At 63.1% G+C, this 20,918-nt stretch carries 19 protein-coding genes; 8 read left to right on the top strand and 11 right to left on the bottom strand.

Going from position 1 to position 20,918, the window contains the following annotated elements; translation table 11 throughout:
* Positions 1-23 precede the first annotated feature (23 nt).
* Positions 24-1,781, top strand: coding sequence for an Ig-like domain-containing protein (locus AC1Q6C_RS20145; protein WP_003940813.1), 1,758 nt, complete (start codon positions 24-26; stop codon positions 1,779-1,781).
* Between the two features lie 69 nt (positions 1,782-1,850).
* Here AC1Q6C_RS20145 and AC1Q6C_RS20140 read toward each other — a convergent pair whose 3' ends face one another.
* The 3 genes from AC1Q6C_RS20140 to guaB form a co-directional block, all read right to left on the bottom strand.
* Positions 1,851-3,605 carry a GMC oxidoreductase gene (locus AC1Q6C_RS20140; protein WP_003940689.1) on the bottom strand — a complete coding sequence of 585 codons (1,755 nt, stop codon included), beginning with the start codon at positions 3,603-3,605 and terminating at the stop codon, positions 1,851-1,853.
* Between the two features lie 173 nt (positions 3,606-3,778).
* Positions 3,779-4,918: a GuaB3 family IMP dehydrogenase-related protein gene (locus AC1Q6C_RS20135; RefSeq protein ID WP_003940976.1), complete on the bottom strand. Its 1,140-nt coding sequence runs from the start codon at positions 4,916-4,918 to the stop codon at positions 3,779-3,781.
* Between the two features lie 27 nt (positions 4,919-4,945).
* Positions 4,946-6,469: an IMP dehydrogenase gene (guaB, locus tag AC1Q6C_RS20130; RefSeq protein WP_003940903.1), complete on the bottom strand. Its 1,524-nt coding sequence runs from the start codon at positions 6,467-6,469 to the stop codon at positions 4,946-4,948.
* A 243-nt stretch (positions 6,470-6,712) separates the two neighbouring features.
* Between guaB and AC1Q6C_RS20125 the strand changes: the two genes are divergently transcribed.
* Positions 6,713-7,117 carry a DUF5319 domain-containing protein gene (locus AC1Q6C_RS20125; protein WP_003940777.1) on the top strand — a complete coding sequence of 135 codons (405 nt, stop codon included), beginning with the start codon at positions 6,713-6,715 and terminating at the stop codon, positions 7,115-7,117.
* A 102-nt stretch (positions 7,118-7,219) separates the two neighbouring features.
* Here the strand turns inward: AC1Q6C_RS20125 and AC1Q6C_RS20120 are convergent, their stop codons facing one another.
* From AC1Q6C_RS20120 to AC1Q6C_RS20110, 3 genes are all read right to left on the bottom strand, one after another.
* Entirely contained in the window at positions 7,220-8,158 is a 939-nt protein-coding gene (locus tag AC1Q6C_RS20120; protein WP_231917247.1) for an anti-sigma-D factor RsdA, read from the bottom strand.
* On the bottom strand, positions 8,142-8,720 hold the full coding sequence (locus tag AC1Q6C_RS20115; protein ID WP_003940953.1) for a sigma-70 family RNA polymerase sigma factor: 579 nt from the start codon (positions 8,718-8,720) through the stop codon (positions 8,142-8,144). The genes AC1Q6C_RS20120 and AC1Q6C_RS20115 overlap by 17 nt, the downstream gene beginning before the upstream one ends.
* A gap of 175 nt (positions 8,721-8,895) precedes the next feature.
* The gene (locus AC1Q6C_RS20110) at positions 8,896-9,594 is read right to left on the bottom strand and encodes a hypothetical protein (protein WP_003940892.1); all 699 of its coding nucleotides are present in this window, start codon (positions 9,592-9,594) and stop codon (positions 8,896-8,898) included.
* A 768-nt stretch (positions 9,595-10,362) separates the two neighbouring features.
* Here AC1Q6C_RS20110 and AC1Q6C_RS20105 point away from each other — a divergent pair.
* From AC1Q6C_RS20105 to AC1Q6C_RS20090, 4 genes are all read left to right on the top strand, one after another.
* Positions 10,363-10,659 (top strand): WhiB family transcriptional regulator, encoded by a 297-nt coding sequence (locus tag AC1Q6C_RS20105; protein WP_003940939.1) that lies wholly within the window; start codon positions 10,363-10,365, stop codon positions 10,657-10,659.
* Between the two features lie 192 nt (positions 10,660-10,851).
* A complete protein-coding gene (locus AC1Q6C_RS20100) occupies positions 10,852-11,517 on the top strand; it encodes a fasciclin domain-containing protein (RefSeq protein ID WP_007728616.1) in 666 nt (221 codons plus the stop codon).
* An 88-nt stretch (positions 11,518-11,605) separates the two neighbouring features.
* Positions 11,606-12,274 (top strand): sigma-70 family RNA polymerase sigma factor, encoded by a 669-nt coding sequence (locus AC1Q6C_RS20095; protein ID WP_007728615.1) that lies wholly within the window; start codon positions 11,606-11,608, stop codon positions 12,272-12,274.
* A 1-nt stretch (position 12,275) separates the two neighbouring features.
* A complete protein-coding gene (locus AC1Q6C_RS20090) occupies positions 12,276-13,013 on the top strand; it encodes an anti-sigma factor (RefSeq protein WP_064443365.1) in 738 nt (245 codons plus the stop codon).
* A 74-nt stretch (positions 13,014-13,087) separates the two neighbouring features.
* Here AC1Q6C_RS20090 and groL read toward each other — a convergent pair whose 3' ends face one another.
* The gene (groL, locus tag AC1Q6C_RS20085; protein ID WP_003940715.1) at positions 13,088-14,698 is read right to left on the bottom strand and encodes a chaperonin GroEL; all 1,611 of its coding nucleotides are present in this window, start codon (positions 14,696-14,698) and stop codon (positions 13,088-13,090) included.
* Positions 14,699-14,784: 86 nt separating this feature from the next.
* Entirely contained in the window at positions 14,785-15,084 is a 300-nt protein-coding gene (gene groES, locus AC1Q6C_RS20080; RefSeq protein ID WP_003940763.1) for a co-chaperone GroES, read from the bottom strand.
* A gap of 233 nt (positions 15,085-15,317) precedes the next feature.
* On the opposite strand from groES, the gene AC1Q6C_RS20075 reads away from it, so the two are divergent.
* Entirely contained in the window at positions 15,318-17,033 is a 1,716-nt protein-coding gene (locus AC1Q6C_RS20075) for a TIGR03767 family metallophosphoesterase (protein ID WP_492666743.1), read from the top strand.
* Between the two features lie 19 nt (positions 17,034-17,052).
* On the opposite strand, the gene AC1Q6C_RS20070 is transcribed toward AC1Q6C_RS20075, so the two are convergent.
* Positions 17,053-17,613 (bottom strand): potassium channel family protein, encoded by a 561-nt coding sequence (locus AC1Q6C_RS20070; protein WP_054782245.1) that lies wholly within the window; start codon positions 17,611-17,613, stop codon positions 17,053-17,055.
* Between the two features lie 161 nt (positions 17,614-17,774).
* Here AC1Q6C_RS20070 and AC1Q6C_RS20065 point away from each other — a divergent pair, with 161 nt between their 5' ends.
* Positions 17,775-19,364: an Hsp70 family protein gene (locus AC1Q6C_RS20065; protein ID WP_042922496.1), complete on the top strand. Its 1,590-nt coding sequence runs from the start codon at positions 17,775-17,777 to the stop codon at positions 19,362-19,364.
* Between the two features lie 18 nt (positions 19,365-19,382).
* On the opposite strand, the gene tsaD is transcribed toward AC1Q6C_RS20065, so the two are convergent.
* Both tsaD and rimI read right to left on the bottom strand, forming a co-directional pair.
* Positions 19,383-20,420 carry a tRNA (adenosine(37)-N6)-threonylcarbamoyltransferase complex transferase subunit TsaD gene (tsaD, locus tag AC1Q6C_RS20060; protein ID WP_054827677.1) on the bottom strand — a complete coding sequence of 346 codons (1,038 nt, stop codon included), beginning with the start codon at positions 20,418-20,420 and terminating at the stop codon, positions 19,383-19,385.
* A complete protein-coding gene (gene rimI / locus AC1Q6C_RS20055; RefSeq protein ID WP_125052561.1) occupies positions 20,417-20,911 on the bottom strand; it encodes a ribosomal protein S18-alanine N-acetyltransferase in 495 nt (164 codons plus the stop codon). The genes tsaD and rimI overlap by 4 nt, the downstream gene beginning before the upstream one ends.
* Between the last annotated feature and the right edge of the window lie 7 nt (positions 20,912-20,918).

Below are 20,918 nucleotides of genomic sequence, written 5' to 3'. Positions count from 1 at the left end.
CCGTACCCAGCTCAGGAGAATCCATGTTCGTGTACTCCAGACGTCGCATCGCGGCGCCGATCGCCGCCACGGCACTCGCCAGTGGCGTCATCCTCGCGGGAATCCCCGCATCAGCGGCCCCCGTGACAACAACCTTCGGCACGAGTTGCCTGGCAACCCCGTCCGCTGTCGCCGGTCCGACCACGCAGTCACAGTCCGGCTCGGTCATCGTCGACGCACCGGAATCCATCGGCGCCGGTGAAACCTTCGAGGTCACCATCCAACCCGGCCCCATCGCCTTTCCCGGCTCCGCTTCCGGGGCGACCGTCCAGAACGTCTCCCGCATCAAGGTCGACGTCGACGTTCCTGCGAACGCCACCCTGGTGGAAGCCACCATCGTCCCCGGCACTTCGGCGGGGCTCAGCGGTGTAGCGCCGAACATCCTGCGCGTCAACGAGAACGGCAACGTCGATCCCAACGGAACGATTCTGCGCCTCTCCGGAAACAACCAGGTCATCGGAAACAGCCCCAGCTCGAGCATCAACTCCGAGGGCGGCATCGTCGTCAAGGCGACCGGCAAGAACGTCGACGGTTCCAACAATGCCGACGGCTACACGCAGTTCCAGCTCCCCCAGGTCAAGGCAGTTCTCAAGGCCGGCGATTCAGGGGACGTCGCGATGAAGGTACGCACCGGCGGCAGCGCGGGAGCGTGGAACAACGATCGCAACTTCCTCACGTTCCTCCCCAAGGCCACCCTGGTCATCACCGCCTGGGCACCCACGCGATGCACCCCGCGTGACGCCGAGAACGGTCCGCTCAACAGCGGCGCAGGCCCCCTCGCCACGACGCGGATCATCGAGGCGGACAAGGCAACCACCACCACAGTCGTCGGACCGGCCAACGCCAAGAACGGAACTCCCGTCACCCTGTCAGCCAACGTGAGCGGCGGCGCAAACGGTGGAACCGTCCAGTTCTTCGACGGCGACAACCCACTCGAGGACGCCGTGCCGGTAACCGGAGGGTCGGCCAGCATCTCCCCGACCTTCACCGAGGACGGACCGCACTCCATCACCGCGAGCTACAGCGGAGCCCCCGGGTTCCTGGCGTCGACGTCGGCGTCGGCCAAGATCGTGACCGTCACGACCGATGCACCGCCGGACGCCGTGACCACTACCGCCACGGTGTCGCCGTCGACCGCGAAGGTCGGACAGGACGTCAACCTGACTGCCAAGGTCGATCCGCAGGGTACCGGCGGCACCGTCGATTTCATCGTCGACGGCACCGAAACGGTCAGTGCTCCGGTCGGAACCGACGGAGTTGCCGTCGCTCCGTACACCTTCACCTCGACCGGAACGCACAAGGTTGTCGCGAAGTTCACGGGCTCACCAGGATTCGCACCGTCCGCTGCCCCGGCATTCCCGGTCAGTGTGACGACGCCGGCTCCGGCTGACGTCGAGACGACCACGGTTCTCGACGCTGTCGGAACTGTTCAGAAGAACACCCCGGTGACGCTCAAGGCAACGGTCGATCCGTCCGGCGCCACGGGCAAGGTCCAGTTCAAGGTCGGTGACACCCTCATCGGTGGACCGGTCGACGTGGTCAACGGTGTCGCAACGGTACCGGCGACGTTCTACAACTCCGGGACCTACAGTGTCACCGCCGAATTCGTGGGCGCTTCGGGCTACACGGCCTCCGCATCCGCGCCGCAGACTCTGACCGTCCCCGGCGATACGGACGGCGGGCCCGGAGGCGGGACGGGCAGCCTCGACCTCGGCACTCTGTTCGGGTCACTAGGAGGCTGACACTCTGAAACAGAGATGGGGCGTGTCGTCGAATCCTCGACGACACGCCCCATCTTCGTTCGCGGCGAACTATCCGGCTGCCGGCTCCGCCGGAACAGCGGTAGCTGTCTTGCCGCCGGTGATCTTCACGATCGGCAGGACCAGCGCGGCCGGAGCCGACGCCGGCACCACAGGCGACTTGGGTGCAATCGGAGCCAAACGCTCGTAGCCGCTGCCCTGGGCGGGACGCAGGTCGGTCTCCCCCTTGTTCGGCCACAGCGAGGCCGAGCGCTCGGCCTGAGCGGCAATGGTCAGCGACGGATTAACTCCGAGATTGGCCGAGACCGCTGCGCCGTCGACGACGCTGAGCGTCGGGTAGCCGTACACGCGGTGGTACGGATCGATGACGCCGTGATCGGAATCCGACGCGATAGCGCAACCGCCGAGGAAGTGCGCCGTCAGTGGAACGTTGAAGATCTCGCCCCACGTGCCGCCCGCGACGCCGTCGATCTTCTCGGCAACTCGACGCGTCGCCTCGTTGCCTTCCGGGATCCACGTCGGGTTCGGCTGACCGTGGCCCTGCTTGCTGGTGACCTTGCGTCGACCGAACAGGCCCTTCTTCGTGTACGTGGTGATGGAGTTGTCGAGGTTCTGCATGACCAACGCGATGATCGTGCGCTCACTCCAGTCCTTGACCGTCAACATGCGCAACATCTGGTACGGATTCTTCGCAACCACACCGAGGAACTTGATCCATCGGGGCGTCTTGCCGCCGCCGTCCGTCATCAAGGTCTGCAACAGGCCCATCGCGTTCGATCCCTTGCCGTAGCGGACCGGCTCGATGTGGGTGTCGCTGCTCGGGTGGAACGACGAGGTGATCGCCACTCCGCGGGTCAGGTCGAGTGCGGGATCGACCTTGTACTTGCCTGCGCCGACAATGGATTCGGAGTTCGTTCGAGTCAGCTCGCCGAGCTTGTCGGAGAGCTTGGGCAGCGCTCCGGTGTCCTTCATGTCGAAGAGCAGATGCTGAGTGCCCCACGTTCCGGCCGCGAGAATGACGTTCGCAGCCGTGTAGGTGCGGCGGTTCTTTCGTCCGAATGCACCGGTTCGCTCGGTGAACACGTCCCACGAACCGTCGCGAGCCTCACGAAGCCCGGACACGGTGGTCATCGGAATGATCTCGGCGCCGGCTGTCTCGGCAAGGCCCAGATAGTTCTTGAGGAGCGTGTTCTTCGCTCCGTGACGGCAGCCCGTCATGCACTCGCCACACTCGATGCAACCGGTGCGCTCGGGTCCGACGCCGCCGAAGTACGGGTCTTTCGCCTTCTTGCCAGGTTCACCGAAGTAGACGCCGACGGGCGTCTGGATGAACGTGTCGCCGACACCCATGTCATCTGCGACGGACTTCATGATCTCGTCGGCGGGCGTCATGTGCGGATTCTGCACGACGCCGAGCATCTTCTGAGCCTGCTCGTAGTACGGGGTGAGCTCGCTTCGCCAGTCGGTGATGTGCGCCCACTGCTTGTCCTGGAAGAACGGCTCCGGCGGCTGGTACAGCGTGTTGGCGTAGTTCAACGACCCGCCGCCGACGCCTGCGCCCGCGAGAATGAGGCAGTCGCGCAACAGGTGCACGCGCTGAATGCCGAAGCACCCCAGCTTCGGAGCCCAGAGGAACTTCTTGAGATCCCAACTGGTCTTCGCGAAATCTTCGTCGGCATACCGTCGGCCGGCTTCGATGACGCCGACCTTGTAGCCCTTCTCCACGAGACGAAGCGCGCTCACGCTTCCGCCGAACCCGGATCCGACGATCAGTACGTCGTAGTCCGTTGCCCGTTGCTTGCCCATCAGGACACCTCCACCGTGAACCGTAGTTACCCGCCAGTATGCACCTATCCCTTGTGACTACCACCACAAGGGGCCCCATAAGCGTAACCGCAAGTATCAGGAACGGAAGAAAGTCCTGCACAACGAACTGTGGCCCCGGTTCACGAAGAACCGGGGCCACAGAAAGGTACAAACTACGCGCGGACTGTCAGCCCGACCTTCTGGAACTCCTTGAGATCGGAGTATCCGGCCTTCGCCATCGACCGACGGAGACCACCGACGAAGTTCAGCGAACCGTACGGATCGTCCGAAGGGCCGCTCAGAACCTGGTCCAGACTCGGACGCTCACCATAGGAAACCGGAAGAAGTGCTCCACGCGGAACCGAAGGATGAGCCGCAGCGGACGGCCAGTACCAGCCACCACCCGGCGCCTCGGCGGACACGGCCAGCGGCGTGCCCAGAACGGCAGCGTCGGCACCGCAGGCGATGGCCTTCGCCAAATCACCCGAAGTTGCGATGTCACCGTCGGCGATGACGTGGACGTAGCGTCCACCCGTCTCGTCGAGGTAGTCGCGCCTGGCTGCTGCAGCATCGGCAATGGCCGTGGCCATCGGAACGCCGATGCCCAGGACCTCACCGGTGGTGGTTGCGCCCTCGGTAGACCCGTACCCGACGATGACACCGGCAGCGCCGGTACGCATCAGGTGCAGCGCGGTGCGGTGGTCACTGACCCCACCCGCGACAACCGGAACGTCGAGTTCCGAGATGAACGTCTTGAGGTTGAGCGGTTCCTGCTCGGTGTGCACGACGTGCTCGGCCGAGATGATCGTGCCGTGGACGACCAGGAGGTCGATGCCCGCCTTGATCAGCTCCGGCGTCAGTGCGCGCGCATTCTGCGGACTGACGCGAACGGCAGTGGTGACCCCCGAATCACGGACCTGCGCCACCGCAGCTGCCAGAAGACCGGCCTGCAGCGGAGCCGCATGCAGCTCCTGCAGGTAGCGGATGGCCGCGTCGACGCCACCGTCCTTCTCGGCGATCTCGACGAGACGCCGGAGCTTCTCCTCGACATCGGGGTGACGGCCCCACAGGCCTTCACCGTTGATGACACCGAGGCCGCCGCGCTTACCCAACTCGATCGCGAAAGTCGGCGAGACCAACGCGTCGGTGGGATGTGCGAGGACAGGAATGTCGAACCTGTAAGCGTCGAGCTGCCAAGCAGTCGACACCTCCTTCGACGAACGAGTTCGCCGGGAGGGAACGATGTTCACATCGTCCAACTCGTAGGTACGTCGGGCCGTTCGACCCATGCCGATCTCAACGAGGTCGCGCACGCGCGCCCCTTTCTCGTGTACTGGTTGCTAACGAGCGGTGTAGTTGGGTGCTTCGACAGTCATCGTGATGTCGTGCGGATGGCTTTCCTTCAAACCGGCCGCCGTGATCTGGACGAACTGAGCGTTCTGCAGGTGCTCGATCGTCGCCGACCCCGTGTATCCCATGGCAGCGCGCAGACCACCGGTGAGCTGGTGCGTCACCTGCGAGAGCGGGCCACGGAACGGGACACGTCCTTCGATGCCTTCCGGAACCAACTTGTCCTCGGACAGCACGTCGTCCTGGAAGTACCGATCCTTGGAGTACGACTTGGCCTCGCCACGCGACTGCATCGCGCCGAGCGAACCCATTCCGCGGTAGCTCTTGAACTGCTTGCCGCCGACCAGAATCAGTTCGCCGGGCGATTCAGCGGTACCGGCCAGGAGTGAACCCAGCATGGCCGTCGACGCACCTGCGGCAAGAGCCTTCGCGATGTCACCGGAGAACTGGAGTCCACCGTCAGCGATGACGGGCACACCGAGAGGCTTGCACGCGGCAACCGCTTCCAGGATGGCCGTGACCTGAGGGGCACCGACACCGGCGATGACGCGGGTGGTGCAGATGGAACCAGGGCCGACTCCGACCTTGACGGCATCGACGCCGGCTTCGACCAGTGCCAGAGCACCCGCGCGCGTAGCGACGTTGCCACCGATGATCTGAACCCGCTCGCCCAGTTCACGCTTGAGCTTGGCGATCATGTCGAGAACGTTGGACGAATGCCCGTGCGCACTGTCCACCACGAGTACGTCCACACCGGCATCGGTGAGCGCCATCGCGCGCTGGAAGGCGTCATCGCCGGCACCGACTGCAGCGCCGACGAGCAGTCGACCGTCACGGTCCTTGGTGGCGTCGGGATGCTGCTCGGTCTTGACGAAGTCCTTGACCGTGATCAGACCGGTGAGCTTGCCGTTGCCGTCGACGATCGGCAGCTTCTCGATCTTGTGCCGACGAAGAAGGCCCAGTGCCACGTCAGCGGTGACGCCTTCCTGAGCGGTGATCAGGGGCATCTTGGTCATGATCTCCGCGACCGGGCGATTCTGGTCGACCTCGAAACGCATGTCCCGGTTGGTGACGATGCCAACCAGCTGGCCGGCGTCGTCGGTGACAGGCAGACCCGAGATGCGGAAACGAGCGCACTTCGCATCGACCTCACCCATCGTGTCGGTCGGCTTACACGTGACGGGATCGGTCACCATGCCGGCCTCGGAACGCTTGACCGTCTCGACCTGTCCTGCCTGGACCTCAACCGACGAGTTGCGGTGCAGAACACCCATGCCGCCGGCGCGTGCCATCGCAATTGCCATGCGTGACTCGGTGACGGTGTCCATCGCAGAACTGACCAACGGAATCCGCAGACGGATGTCGCGGGTCAGTTGACTGGACGTGTCGACCTGGCTCGGGATGACGTCGGACGCAGCCGGCAACAGCAGCACGTCGTCGTATGTCAGTCCCAGCATCGCGACCTTGTTGGGGTCGTCTCCTCCGGTGTGTACATGTCCTGCAGAACTACTCATGCGGTCAGGACCCTCCATGGACCTAGATTCGCCCAGGGCGACCGCTGTAGCAGCCGCCTCGAAACGGATTACGAAAGCTGGATATCGGATAGAAGGCGCCTGCACGGAAAGAAATTCCTGGCACCTTTTCCCGGCGTTGCACACCATGGTATCGGCTCACTCAAAGGTCCGAACCATCCCACCCACGCTGCGTGTACGCGTAACAAGTGGCGCTGACCCCCCTGACCTGCGTACCGTGGTGCTGTGCGTGATCAACTGCCCCCCGGTCTGCCGCCAGATCCCTTCGCCGGCGACCCAGCTGACCCCTCCGCGGCTCTCGATGCCATCGAGCCGGGCCAACCACTCGACCCCCACGAACGCCAAGCGGTCGAGGAGGATCTCGCTGACCTCGCTGTTTACGAGGCACTCCTCGCTCACCGCGGTATCCGCGGTCTCGTAGTCTGCTGCGAGGACTGCCAACAGGATCACTACCACGACTGGGACATGCTGCGCGCAAACCTGCTGCAGCTGCTCGTGGACGGAACCGTCCGCCCTCACGAGCCTGCCTACGACCCGATGCCTGAGGCATATGTCACGTGGGACTACTGCCGTGGATACGCCGACGCGTCGATGAACGAGGCGATGCACGGCGACGGTTTCGACAGCTGAGCGAAACCTCACCCAAGCTCATACGAAAGTGGCCGACAAGCAATTGCTTGTCGGCCACTTTCGTATGAATTCAGATCGGAACGATGCCGATCAGAGCGGGTCTCAGGGCGGCGGAGACGAGAAATCACCGGACGGCGACGAGGCAGGCGCCAGAGACGTCGTCGTCGTGGTGGTGGTCGTTGTCGTCGTGGTTGTCGTCGGCAACGAGGTCGGAGGCGTCGAGGAAACCGACGTCGGCGGCAACTGCAGCTGCACTCCCGGATCTGGTTTGGTCGAACTTGTCGGTTCGCCAGGTCCCTGAGGATTGAGCGGTTTGACCGAGGAGCCCGGAATTGCCGTGATCGAAGTGGTCGGGCCGGCCGGCTGACCACTCGTCGGCGGCGGCGCTACGGGTGACGTGGTCTCCTGGACCTGCGTCATCAACTTGCCCCAACGCTCGACGAGGTCGGTCTTGTCCTGCGAGTCCTTGACTGCATCGGCACGGTGAGCTGCGTTGTCCAGCACCATCTTTGCCGCAGGAATGTCTCCGGCAGCCAACAGCCGCTCGGCCTTTTCCAGCTCGGAAGTCGTGTCGATCTTCGCAACTGTCGAGTTGGCCTCGTCGGCGAAGACGACCTGCTTGACGCCCCACAGGGCATCGCCGGGCTGGGCGTCGTACGCCATCGCCGTGGCGCCACCGAAGACCACTGCTGCAACTGCTGCAGCGGCGGCGATCGGACGAACCACACGCAATCGAGAACGGGAACGTGAACGCTGACGATCGGAGAAGCCGGACGGCGTCGCTGTGATTGCAGCGATGACATCGTCCAATAACGGACCCTCGGGCATCGGAGTCGCAACGACATCGTCACGCCATTGCGAGAGGATCAACGCAAGTTCGTACTGTTCGGTGCTATCGGTTGCTACCGGCCCACCATTCGAAATGGATTCGATCAGCGCATCGTCACGCCGAACCGCAGCCAAATCCACTGGCGTACCGTCGTCGGCGAGATCACCGAGATTCGAAGCGTCATGCCCCTCGTCTCTAGCCAAAGCTCTCACCTGCTTTCGTCACTTCTTTTTTCAGTTTCGCGATCGCTCTGTGCTGAGCGACTCGTACAGCTCCGGCGGTACTACCGACGGCGACGGCCGTTTCCTCGGCCGACATCCCGACCACCAGGCGAAGTATCAAGATTTCTCGATGCTTCTCCGGAAGTGTGCCGAGAAGTTCGTGCATCTGTCTGCTGGACTCCGAATCGAGAGCTCGCTGTTCGGGACCATCATCCAGTGCTATTACATCCGGTACTTCGGAAACGGGCTCCGACTTGTTACGGGCGGAGCTTCGATGTGCGTCCGCAACCTTGTGCGCGGCAATTCCGTACACAAAGGCCATGAACGGGCGTCCCTGGTCCTGATAACGCGGCAGCGCGGTCATCACGGCCAGACAGACTTCCTGTGCGACGTCGTCAGCGGACAGGTGTCCTCTCTCGGCCGCACCCACTCGACCGCGGCAGTAGCGCACCACCATCGGTCGGATGTTCTCCAGAACCAAAGCTAGAGCTGTACGGTCGCCCTGCGCAGCAGCGGCGACCGCGGTGTCCAACTCATCGCTCGTATTTGTCATCGTCAGCGAAAATCCTGGCGTTACAGTGGCACCTCCCGAGCGGGTGTGCTCCCGCTCTCAGCGGAACCCTCTAAGAGTAACCATCCGGACCGACTGGTCTCCGCATACCTGCCCAGCAGTCGCGATATCGATACAGCTCCTTCTGGAATGTTCTCCGGAGACTTCGGTGGAGTGGTTACGACAAAGGTAGGAGTGATCCACCACGCATCGCAATCAGATCGCCGATCTCCCGGGCACTCGGTGAGGTTCTCTCACCGCTGACACCTTCGATCAACAGAGACGACGCCCAGGCCAGGGGCAGCAGGCCGTATTGCCGGCACCGCGCGAACACATCTGCTGCCATCTTCACGGCTGCGCTCGCGTCTGTTCCGGTCAGCGCGGCGCTACGCAGCAGATCCGACTTCACGCGGTGCCGCACAGACTCCGATTCCGCTGACAATTCGACGGCGCGTTCTGCGTGTCTGCGGGCACGAGCGAAGTCGCCTCCCGCCAACGCCAATTCTGCGGAGACCCATTCGATCCGAATTTCCTGCCGCCACAGCCCGCCCTCGGCATCCAGACGCGCCCGACATTGCGCCAGCAGGCGCCAGCCGAGCGGGAGCCTGCCACAGCCGAGGGCGTCTGCGGCCAGACCGGTCAGAGCGTCACAGGCAGCCTCTGGATCACCTGGCAGGCCGCCGACGATCGCCAGTGCGCGCCCGTCCCACGTGGACGCGAGTGCATGGCGTCCGCTCTGGCGAAGAAACGACGCCCTCGTGCTGGCAGACAGAGAGGCAAGAACTCGATCCGAGTGCGTCGAGAACCCGGCCGTGAGCCGATCGAGGACATCCAATGCAGCCCGCGCTCTTGCGTAGTGGCCCTGACCACCCAGCACTACTGCCGTTGTCCACCAATCTCGGGTAGAGCAAGGCGCCGGGAGGCGGACGAGATCCGGATCCGCACCGAACGCGGCAGACTCGAGGGACCCTGGAAGTGCAGTTGTTTCGTTGGGCACAGGTGATTGAGGGCGCGCAGGTGTCGACACAGGTTGATCATCGCAGCAGCACGAGCAGACATTCGCACGACCGGCGTCACACCAACGATGCCAAAAGTCGCACGAAACACGAAAAGGCAAGTTTGTCGGAGTTAATCAGATATTCAACTGAGATTTGCCAAATGTACTCGTAATGATATTTAACGGGCATATATCCGTGACGTTAACTGCGCATTACTTATTGGACGGATGTCCTAGTTGAAACTTGGGCACTAAGTCCCGAAATGGAGTGCAACCCCGCCCACGCAATATCGGACAAATGACGCAAACCGAGCCGAATGACTGAGTGATTTCGCCGGGCGATCAGCCTCGAACATATCTCTGATCTGTGGGTTTCGCATCTCGAGCAGCCAGGCTTGCCGGCCGCCACCTCGATCGACCCAATTTCGACATCGACGCAGAACAACGCACGAGGGGCCCGAAATGTAAATATATACTTCGTTAACTCTCGCATTTCGATATATGCCGATCGCCACTGAACGAGCCTATTGACGCGATTTACTCAGCACCCTTACGGTTAGCAAGCGTGAACGATTCAGAAGGCCCGGATAACCTCCGGGCAACTTGGTCCGCTCGTTGATCAACGCGAGCTTGCAGTAAGGAGTCAACATGCCTGCACCGAATCACCTTCCAGGCCCCAACGCAGACATCTGGGACTGGCAGATGCACGGTCTGTGCCGCGGAGTCGACTCCTCCATGTTCTTCCATCCCGATGGCGAACGCGGTAGAGCACGTGCCCAGCGCGAAACCCGCGCAAAAGAGATGTGCCGTCAGTGCCCGGTCCTGATGCAGTGCCGCAGCCACGCGCTGACCGTCGCCGAGCCGTACGGCATCTGGGGAGGAATGTCGGAAACCGAACGTGAACTACACGCGCGCCACCGTCGCACCACCCGCATAGCTTCCTGATACACGTAGGTAGAGCGCACTAAGCCCCCGAGAGTTTTCGGGGGCTTTTGCGTGTGGACGGGACACCGTCGAAAATGCGTGTGGACGGGACACCGTCGAAAAGAATTCCCGACACGACCCATCCGACCGACGCCCGCCTCCGAATGCCTTCTGACAGTGCACCTCAGCACATCCCTTCAGGAAGGCAGACCCATGAACACCTCTACTCGAGTTCTGGCAGTCACCGCAGCAGCCTCTTTCGCCGTCTTCGGCGTGGTCGGTTGCTCCTCGGACGACAACGATTCGTCGACCGACACGTCCAGCGCCGCCATGACGTCTTCTGCCATGGGATCGAGCATGTCTCCCAGCAGCGCGATGGCGGAGCCTGCTTCCGATCTGGTCGGTGCCGGTTGTGCCGACTATGCAGCCGCAGTGCCGAGCGGCGCCGGATCGGTCAGCGGAATGGCCCAGGATCCGGTTGCCACAGCGGCGTCCAACAATCCGTTGCTCACCACCTTGACCGCGGCGGTCTCCGGCCAGCTCAACCCGGACGTCAACCTGGTCGACACTCTCAACGGTGGCGAGTTCACCGTCTTCGCACCGATCGACTCGGCATTCGCCAAGATCGACCCCGCCACGATCGACAGCCTCAAGACGGACAGCGCCACGCTGACCAAGATCCTCACCTACCACGTGGTTCCCGGCCAGATCGCCCCTGACGCGATCGACGGAACGCACCCCACCGCCGAGGGCGGAACGGTCACCGTCACCGGATCCGGTGACAACATCAAGGTCAACGACGCAACTGTCGTCTGCGGTGGAGTCAAGACCGCAAACGCCACCGTCTACCTCATCGATTCGGTGCTGATGCCGCAGTAGTCCCCACCTGCTGTGCGCCTTTATCAACCCCCCGCGGTTAATAAAGGCGCACAGCGGCCAACGGCGGGCCAAGAGAAAAGAACCGGACATGCACGCTACGGTTGTACGCGATGAAGCGAGACAACTCTTCGTGAGCGAGCCAGACCATGCGTCGGATGCGGCCGACGCATGCCCGACGGACAATTCTGCGGCCCGCACCGCGCGAATCGCGGAATCACGCGAGCTGGCAGTGATCCTCGCGAACGTCGCCGGTGGCGACCAGAGCGCCTTCGCCGAGTTCTACGACCGAACCAGCTCCCGTGTGTACGGCATGGTTCTTCGTGTACTCCGTGATCCAGGTTTCTCCGAGGAAGCGGTCCAAGAGGTCTACCTCCAGGCCTGGAAATCAGCCGACAGCTTCGACCCCGCCAAGGGGTCCGCGCTCTCCTGGCTCCTGACACTTGCCCACCGGCGCGCAGTGGATCGCGTGCGCTCCGAACAGTCGAGTTCGGATCGACAGGCTCTCTACGACACCACCAATGCCACTCCCGAATTCGACGTCGTCAGCGACGAAGTGACACGAAGAGACGAGCATCGTGCTGTCACCGACTGTCTCGAAACGCTGACGGACACTCAGCGCCAATCGGTGACTCTCGCCTATTACGGCGGCCGAACGTACCGCGAGGTGGCCGAAGATCTCGGCGTGGCGATTCCCACGATCAAGTCGCGAATTCGCGACGGACTACTGCGCCTACGTGGATGTTTGGGGGTGATGTGAGATGGACGAAGAGCTGATCGACTACGCGTACGCCTACGCGATCGATGCGTTGGACCTCGACGAGCGCCGTGAGGTCGACAAACGACTTGCCGCTTCGGACTCCGCGACCCGCGCCGAATTCGACGCCCAGGTCCGGCTCACCGCCGAAACCATGGCCGCGATGACCGTCGTCGACGCCGTCGAGCCCCCGCCGTCGCTGCGCAGAAGCGTCCTCGCCTCGATCGCAGAACAGACCGCGGCTCCCAACGCCCCGGTTTCGCTGGCCGAGCGTCGTAACCGTCGACGCCCGTGGACCATGGCTCTTGCGGCGGCCGCCGCAGTCGCAATCCTGGTCGGCGGCATCGGAATCGGACGCACGCTGTCCGACAACACGCCGCCGCAGAACGCCGCGTCCGAAATCATGGCAGCACCCGACGTTCATGCCACGACGCGTGACATCCCGGGCGGCGGTAGTGCCACGACGCTGTTCTCGCCCTCCGAAGACGCCGCAGTCCTCGTGATGAACGATGTGACTCCCCCGAGTCCGGATACCGTCTACCAGATGTGGCTGGTGCCGGGCGACACCGACGACACCACGATGATCCCGATGGGGACGATGGCTCCGGGCGACGTCAAACCCACTACTCAGGTGGTGCTCGACGGCATCGGTCCGAATACGAAGTTGGCGTTCACTGTCGAACCGCCCGGCGGATCGCAGCAGCCGACGAGCGAGCCGTTCGCAACGATCCCGCTCATCTGATCGCCAGACGAAAAAAGATCCCCCACCGGAATCCGGTGGGGGATCTCTTCTTTGTTGAAACTACGAGCAGCGAGTCAGTGGCTGTGACCGTGTCCGGTGTCGGCAACTTCCTCGGTCGGCTTCTCGACGACGGCGCTCTCGGTCGTGAGGATCATGCGCGCGACGGAAGCGGCGTTGACCACTGCCGAGCGAGTGACCTTGACCGGGTCGACGACGCCGTCGGCAAGCAGGTTGCCGTAGGTGAGGGTGGCAGCGTTGAAGCCTTCGCCCTTGGTCATCTCGGCGACCTTGCTGACAACGACGGAACCGTCGATGCCTGCGTTGCTGGAGATCCAGAACAACGGGGCGTTGAGGGCTTCGCGGACCACGGCAACGCCGGTGGCCTCGTCACCCGTCAAGCCGAGGTTCCCGATCAGAGCCGTACCGGCTTGAACGAGAGCCGATCCGCCACCGGGGACGATGCCCTCGGAAACTGCTGCCTTGGCTGCGTTGACCGCATCCTCGACGCGGAACTTGCGTTCCTTCAGATCGGTTTCGGTGGCTGCGCCGACCTTGATGACGGCCACGCCGCCGGACAGCTTCGCCAGACGCTCTTCGAGCTTCTCGCGGTCCCAATCCGAATCGGTGTTCTCGATCTCGCGACGCAGCTGCGCAACGCGGGTCGCGATGTCGTCAGCGGTGCCTGCACCGTCGACGATGACCGTCTCGTCCTTGGTGACGACAACGCGGCGAGCGCTGCCGAGCAGCTCGAGGCCGGCTTCCTTGAGCGAGAGGCCGACGTCGGTGTTGATGACGGTGCCTGCCGTGACGACTGCGAGGTCGTCGAGGAATGCCTTGCGACGATCACCGAAGAACGGTGCCTTGACGGCGACGGCCTTGATGGTCTTGCGGATGGAGTTGACCACGAGGGTGGAGAGAACTTCACCCTCGACGTCCTCGGCGATGATCAAGAGCGGCTTGCCGGATTCGGCAACCTTCTCGAGCAGCGGAAGGAAGTCGGGAAGTGAGCTGATCTTCTCGCGGAAGAGCAGGATCAGCGCGTCTTCGTAGACGGCCTTCTGCGCATCGATGTCGGTGACGAAGTAGGGCGAGAGGTAGCCCTTGTCGAACTGAACACCTTCGGTGACAACGAGTTCGGTTGCAACGGTGGAGGATTCCTCGACCGTCACGACGCCGTCGGTTCCGACACGGGTGAGTGCCTCGCCGACGAGCTTGCCGATCTCTTCGTCACGTGAGGAGACGGTGGCGACCTGAGCGATCGACTTCTCGCCCTCGACGGGGGTGGCTGCGGCGAGCAGTTCCTCGACGACCTTGTCTGCTGCGGCGTTGATGCCGACGCCGAGAGCCATCGGGTTCGCGCCCGCTGCGATGTTCTTGAGTCCGCCGCGGACGATGGCCTGGGCCAGAACGGTCGCGGTGGTGGTGCCGTCGCCGGCAACATCGTTGGTCTTGGTGGCGACGCTCTTGACGAGCTGTGCGCCGAGGTTCTCGAAGGGATCTTCGAGCTCGATCTCACGGGCGATGCTCACACCGTCGTTGGTGACGGTGGGGCCGCCGAATGCCTTGGCGAGCACGACGTGGCGTCCACGCGGGCCCAAGGTCACCTTGACGGCGTCGGCAAGCTTGTCGACTCCGGCTTCGAGAGCGCGGCGTGCGGTCTCGTTGAACGCAATTTGCTTGGACATCTGTTCTGTCAGCTCCTGAATCTTCGGGGCGTGAACGCATTCCGCCCCGGGATCCTGGGTGGACTCCGGGGCGGATCACGTGTGTCTTACTTGGAGACGACAGCCAGCACGTCGCGTGCCGACAGGATCAGGTATTCCTGGCCGGCGTACTTGATCTCGGTTCCGCCGTACTTGGAGTAGATGACCGTGTCACCCTCCTTGACGTCGACCGGGATGCGGTTGCCCTGCTCGTTGACGCGGCCTTCGCCGACTGCAACGACGGTGCCCTCCTGGGGCTTTTCCTTGGCTGTGTCAGGAATGACCAGGCCGGAAGCCGTCGTCGTTTCAGCCTCGTTGGCCTGGACGAGGATCTTGTCCTCGAGCGGCTTGATGTTGACGCTCGCCACGATGAGCCCTCCACTTTGGGGTATGTGCGTCCGAGGCGATCCTCGGACAGCTGTTTGGGTATGCCGTTTACGGCGCGTCACTGCAGTCCCGTCGTCGCGGGTGCCGGAACTCGATCAGCGCCAATTGGCACTCTATACGTGAGAGTGCCAACCCTCAAGGACTGGGCGCATTTTTCTCTTCGTCCAGAGCGAAACAGGACAGCCGTCCACCACGTTCACCTATTGTTCACTTCGTGACGAACATCAATCGCCGTAGTTTTCTGACCTTCGCCGGACTCGGCGCCGTCGGCGCGGTCAGCCTTGGCAAGCCGTGGGGCCTGCAATATGCAGGCGCGTCGACCATTCCGACGTCAGGTCCTGGCACCACTCTCGAGTCCGTGTCCACCCCCGTCAGCAGTAGCGGCTACACCAAGCTCACCGCCGGACCCGGTTGGGCGAACATCGTGCGCAGCGAGTTGGCCGAGCCGAAGTCGGGACGCGAGGACCGACGCACCGCACTCGCCTCACTCGTGCAGCTGACCGACGTCCACATCGTCGACGCCCAGTCCCCCATGCGATTCGAGTACGTCCACCAGATCACCGGCTCGGCGTTCCGCCCCCAGGAGACCCTGACGGCGCACGGGCTGATTTCACTTGTCCGCCGGGTCAATTCGATCGGCAGTGGCCCGCACACGTCGCGACCCTTCGATGCCGTCGTCACCACCGGCGACAACACGGACAACAAGGAATTCGCCGAACTCGACTGGTTCCTCACCTCACTCAACGGCGGAACCGTCGTCGCCAACACCGGTGCCAAGGACCGCTACGAGGGTGTACAGAACTCGGGTGCCGATCTCTACTGGAACCCCGAGTCACCGATGCTCGACATGTACAAGAAGGCCGGATTCCCGGAGATCCCCGACTTCTTCGGTGCCGCTTTCACGCCCGTGTCGAGCCCCGGCCTGAACACCCCTTGGTACTGCGTGTTCGGCAACCACGACGATTCGGTGTCCGGCACGGTGCCCAGCGGCATCCCGCCGCTCGAAGCGATGTACACGGGATCTCTCAAATTCGAGGTGCCTGGTTCACCGGAGCAGGCCAAGCAGATCGACGTCGCCACCAAGTTCGATCCCAGTGCGATACCCGGAATCCTGTCCGCCTTCACGACGCCGCCGCGCCAGGTCACCCCCGACCCGTCGCGCGCGCCGTTCACACCGCGACAGTTCATCGCCGCACATCTTGATCCCGCGCACACCGGTCCCGGCCCCGTCGGACACGGTTTCGCCCCCGACGCCGGCGAAACCGGTATCGGTTACTACTCGTTCGAGATCGCACCGGGCGTCGTCGGCATCAGCATGGACTCCACCAACCGCGCGGGCCTCGTCGACGGTTCGCTGGGCGCCGCTCAGTTCCAGTGGATCGAGAACACCCTGCGCGCCGGCAGCAGCACCTACTACGACGCCGCGGGCTCTCGCGTCACCGAGTCGCGAGGTGACACGTATTTCGTGCTGTTCAGTCACCACACGAGCGACACGATGGACAATCTCATTCCCGACCCCGAGAACGTCCTCGAGCCACGCCTGCGCGGTTCACAGCTTCTCGACTTGCTGCATCGTTTCCCGAACGTACTTGCCTGGGTCAACGGACACACCCACGAGAACAAGATCACCCCGTGGCCCGGCGCGACCCCCGAGCAGGGCTTCTGGGAGATCAACACCGCCTCTCACATCGACTACCCGCAACTCGGACGCATCATCGAGATCGCGGACAACCATGACGGAACGGTGTCGTTGCTTGCGACGCTCTTCGAGGCGGAGAGTCCCAATTCCGTCGACTACAGCGACAAGTCGGCAGCCGGGCTCGCCTCGCTGTACCGCGAACTGTCGTTCAACGACATCCACCGCGACCCGAAGCTGACGGGTACCGGCGTCGACCAGAACGTCGAATTGTTGGTTCACACCGGACCATGACTCCGATTGCCGCAGTGTCCTAGGTGATTTCAGGTCCGCTCGAAGGCGAGCGGTGCGATTTCGCCCACGACACTGCGGCAACGACGAATCGAACACCGAATCCGATCAACACCAGATTGCAGACGATCTGAAGGCTCACGAGCCCCCGGGCAAGGTCCGTCTGCGCGGCGATGTCACCGAATCCGACTGTCGAGAAGACGGACAACGAAAAGTACAGCGCCGCCATACGCGACAGCGGTTCGGTGAAACTGCCAGGGCTTGCATGCTCGACCGAAAAATAGGTGATGGACACCAACAACAAGTACGTCGGCATCACCACCGCCACAGCTTCGACCGCCTGCAGAGATGGCACATCGGAACGCAGAATTCGCCACACCTGCCAGGTGGTCACGGCAAGTACCGCGGCGCCTCCACCGATCAAGAGGAAGATTGCACTGGCGGTATGTACATCGATCCACGGCAGAAAGAAATACGCGCATCCGAAGGCGATCACCGTCAGTGTGGGCCGAAGCACTGCACCACGGATCAGCGCGCGTCGTCGTTCCCGGTCGATGTGGGGAGAATCGCCTTTTTTCCGCATGAATCAATGATCGACAATTTCGCAGGTAAAACCACCCTTTCGGTCCGAAAAGGACGTCACGGAGACGAAAAGCACGGAGCAATCCTCACGAACCTTCTGTAACGTTCATATAACGGCGGTCGATTGAACATTGACCGGTATTGACTGTGAGGAGGTGTGCGATGAGTTGTTCACTGGGAATTTCCACTGGATCTTCCGGTGTCTATTCAGCACTCGTCGACACCGATACCAGCACAAACGCGCCAGGCGCCGTGCCTGCCGAGACTCGCTTCGTCTCGGCGGATCAGGCCAATTCCAACGTCGGTGACCTTGTCAGAGCATCCATCAAGCTGATGACGACGCAGGTAACGGACGGATCTGAAGCGCCGCGCTCGATCGGTGTCAGCTATCGCACGGACGATCAACTCGCGAGCATCAGGTCATCTCTTTCGCGCTCGCCGAAGCAGGTCCGTGCAATCCCCGAACCTGCCGCCGTACACGCGTATCTCGCCGAGACAGGGAAAACCGAGCGGTACGACACGACAGCTCAGGTGGACGTCGGCGATCAAGGTCTGACGGTGTCCGTCGTCGACCACACCGGTGAAGTTCTGCACTCCGACCGTATCGACGCCCTCGCAGGGGCCGGAATCGACCGGGCATTGGTCGACTTCGTGACGGAGAAGGCGCCAGGGCACTTGCGCCGGTACACCGACGCGGAACTTCTTGCCGCCCGGTGCCATGTCGCCAAAGAGCAACTGTCCACGTCCACCAAGGTGACCATCGACCTTCCGATCGACGCGATGGCGATCACGCGCGACGAGTTCGAGGCCATCATCGCCCCGGATATAGAGCGCGCCGTCACCTTCATCCGTGAAGTCGTGAAGGGCTCACCGCGGCCCGTCGGTGCCGTTGTACTCATCGGCGGTGGCGCACACATTCCGGCCGTGCGGTCCGCCGTCGCCGCTGCCGTCGACGTCCCCATGGTCGAGATCGTCGAGCCCGAGACTGCGGCAACCAAAGGTGCTGCACTCCTGGCAGATTCGATCACCGCAATTCGTTTCCCGCTGCTGGGCTCCGGAAGTGACCAGCGCTCCGGATCCACCGCCAAGGTATCGGGAGCGTTGATCGGTGCGCTCGTGGTCGGCGGACTGGTACTCGGTTACGGCGCAAAGGAATTGGTGCCGACCGACGACACCGCGGTCTCGCCCGTCGGAACAGGGTCGACCACGACGACGGTGAGCCCCGAAGCGACACCGAGCACCGGATCGACGATCATTCCGTCTCATGATCCTCTGCCTTCGGTAGCCGGCAGCACGTATCCTCGGTACGGGTATCCCACCACCCCGTTCGACTCGCAGCCTTACGACACGCACTCGTACACAACGCATCAGTACACACTTCCGCCTGCGCCGATCCCGGACACCTCGACGACAACCACGCCGCCGACCACGACAACGACCACTCCGAATTGGCCGACCATTCCCGGAATCACGCTGCCCGATCCACCGGCGTGGTGGCCGACGCTGCCGGACACCGAGGCGACGCCCCCGGTCGATCCGACCGAGGCAAACCCCGGCGGCGGTCTCGGCCCGGGTGAGAGCGGCGGCGAGAACCCGACGACGCCGGAGACTCCTGGATCCGGTTCCACCGAAACCGAAATCACTACCCCTGGTGGTGGTGATCCGACGACGAAGCCCGGTGAACCGAATACCTCGATGCCCGAAAACGGTCCCGCGACCACACCGGATCGGGAACCGGCCCCGGTCGGCTGATTCTCAGTCGGCCGATTTTCAGTGCATCAGCTGGCTGACGGAGACCGACAGCCCCGGGTCCGTCGCAACACTCAATTCCGAAGGGCCTGCGCCGTTTCCGATCAGGTGAGCGGCCAACGATGCGATCATCACGCCGTTGTCCGTGCACAGTCGAGGTTTCGGAATGCGCAACGTGATGCCCGCTTCGGCGCAGCGCTGCTCGGCGAGTGAGCGGATACGCGAATTGGCCGTGGCGCCGCCGCCGAGAACCAACGTGTCGACCCCGACGTCCTTGGCTGCACGCACTGCCTTCATCGTCAGGACGTCTGCAACCGCTTCCTGGAACGAGGCAGCGATGTCCGGGATCGAAAAGGTCTCGCCTGCGCGCTCTTTCGATTCGACATAGCGCGCGACGGACGTCTTGAGTCCCGAGAACGAGAAGTCGTGCCGCGAGTCGCGCGGCCCCGTCATGCCGCGAGGGAAGGCGATTGCGTTCGGATCTCCCTCTTGCGCAGCAGCATCGAGTGCCGGTCCACCGGGAAAGCCGAGTCCGAGCAGTCTGGCCACCTTGTCGAAGGCCTCACCGGCGGCGTCGTCGACAGTCGTGCCCAGTTCGACAATGGGCTTGCCCAGATCTTCGACGTGAAGCAGGTGTGTGTGACCGCCGGAGACCAACAATGCGACGCACGAGGGCAACGGACCGTGCTCGAGAGTGTCCACCGAGACGTGACCGCCGAGATGATTGACCGCATAGAACGGGATGTTCCATGCTGCCGCATAGGCTTTCGCTGCGGCTACACCGACCAGCAGCGCGCCGGCCAGGCCGGGTCCGATGGTGACGGCCAGCGCGTCGGGCTTCTCGATACCGGCGGCAGCAAGGGCACGGCGCATCGTCGGCACGATCGCCTCGAGGTGAGCCCGCGAGGCCACTTCGGGAACCACTCCCCCGTACCTGGCGTGCTGATCCACGCTCGATGCCACCTCGTCGGCCAACAATTCGCAGGTTCCGTCACCGTTCCAGCGGACGATACCGACACCTGTTTCGTCGCAAGAACTTTCGACACCCATGACGATCATGCTTGCTGCTCCTCAATTTCGCGGACACCGAGCACGGCAGGCCGTCTCATCGTGTACGCATCTGCCCCACTGGGCTGGTAGTACTTCTTTCGTGTTCCGACGATCTCGAATCCTTCGCGCCGGTACAGCGCGATGGCAGGTTGGTTGTCGGTGCGCACTTCCAGGAACACCGGGCACTGCCGTGAATCCGCCAGAGTCAGAAGCGCATCGAGCAACGCGCCGCCGATTCCGAGTCGCTGAGCCGAGGGATCTGTACCGATGGTGTGAACCTCGGCCTCCATGTTCGGCGACGCCCCCAACAATGCGACTCCGGCGTAGCCGAGGACGTGACCGTCAGGCTCCCGGGCAACGAAGTAATGATTATGTGCGCCTGCAAGTTCCGAGACGAACGCTTGTGCGCTCCAGGGTCCGTCGCCCGCGAACAACGCGCGCTCCAACTCCGCGCACCGTTCGGTGTCATCGACGTTCATCGGCTCGATGCTGTACTTCATCTGCTCT

The organism is Rhodococcus sp. MT28, from assembly GCF_058792695.1.
The sequence above is the reverse complement of the archived record's forward strand: the minus strand, read 5'-3'. Positions and strand labels throughout refer to the sequence as shown.

Coding starts and splice junctions, on each gene's coding strand:
- AC1Q6C_RS20070 (WP_054782245.1), bottom strand. CDS start 17,613: ATGCGGAAAAAAGGCGATTCTCCCCACATCGACCGGGAACGACGACGC.
- AC1Q6C_RS20095 (WP_007728615.1), top strand. CDS start 11,606: ATGCACGCTACGGTTGTACGCGATGAAGCGAGACAACTCTTCGTGAGC.
- AC1Q6C_RS20105 (WP_003940939.1), top strand. CDS start 10,363: ATGCCTGCACCGAATCACCTTCCAGGCCCCAACGCAGACATCTGGGAC.
- groL (WP_003940715.1), bottom strand. CDS start 14,698: ATGTCCAAGCAAATTGCGTTCAACGAGACCGCACGCCGCGCTCTCGAA.
- AC1Q6C_RS20100 (WP_007728616.1), top strand. CDS start 10,852: ATGAACACCTCTACTCGAGTTCTGGCAGTCACCGCAGCAGCCTCTTTC.
- AC1Q6C_RS20090 (WP_064443365.1), top strand. CDS start 12,276: ATGGACGAAGAGCTGATCGACTACGCGTACGCCTACGCGATCGATGCG.
- tsaD (WP_054827677.1), bottom strand. CDS start 20,420: ATGATCGTCATGGGTGTCGAAAGTTCTTGCGACGAAACAGGTGTCGGT.
- AC1Q6C_RS20140 (WP_003940689.1), bottom strand. CDS start 3,605: ATGGGCAAGCAACGGGCAACGGACTACGACGTACTGATCGTCGGATCC.
- AC1Q6C_RS20145 (WP_003940813.1), top strand. CDS start 24: ATGTTCGTGTACTCCAGACGTCGCATCGCGGCGCCGATCGCCGCCACG.
- guaB (WP_003940903.1), bottom strand. CDS start 6,469: ATGAGTAGTTCTGCAGGACATGTACACACCGGAGGAGACGACCCCAAC.
- rimI (WP_125052561.1), bottom strand. CDS start 20,911: ATGAAGTACAGCATCGAGCCGATGAACGTCGATGACACCGAACGGTGC.
- AC1Q6C_RS20065 (WP_042922496.1), top strand. CDS start 17,775: ATGAGTTGTTCACTGGGAATTTCCACTGGATCTTCCGGTGTCTATTCA.
- AC1Q6C_RS20115 (WP_003940953.1), bottom strand. CDS start 8,720: ATGACAAATACGAGCGATGAGTTGGACACCGCGGTCGCCGCTGCTGCG.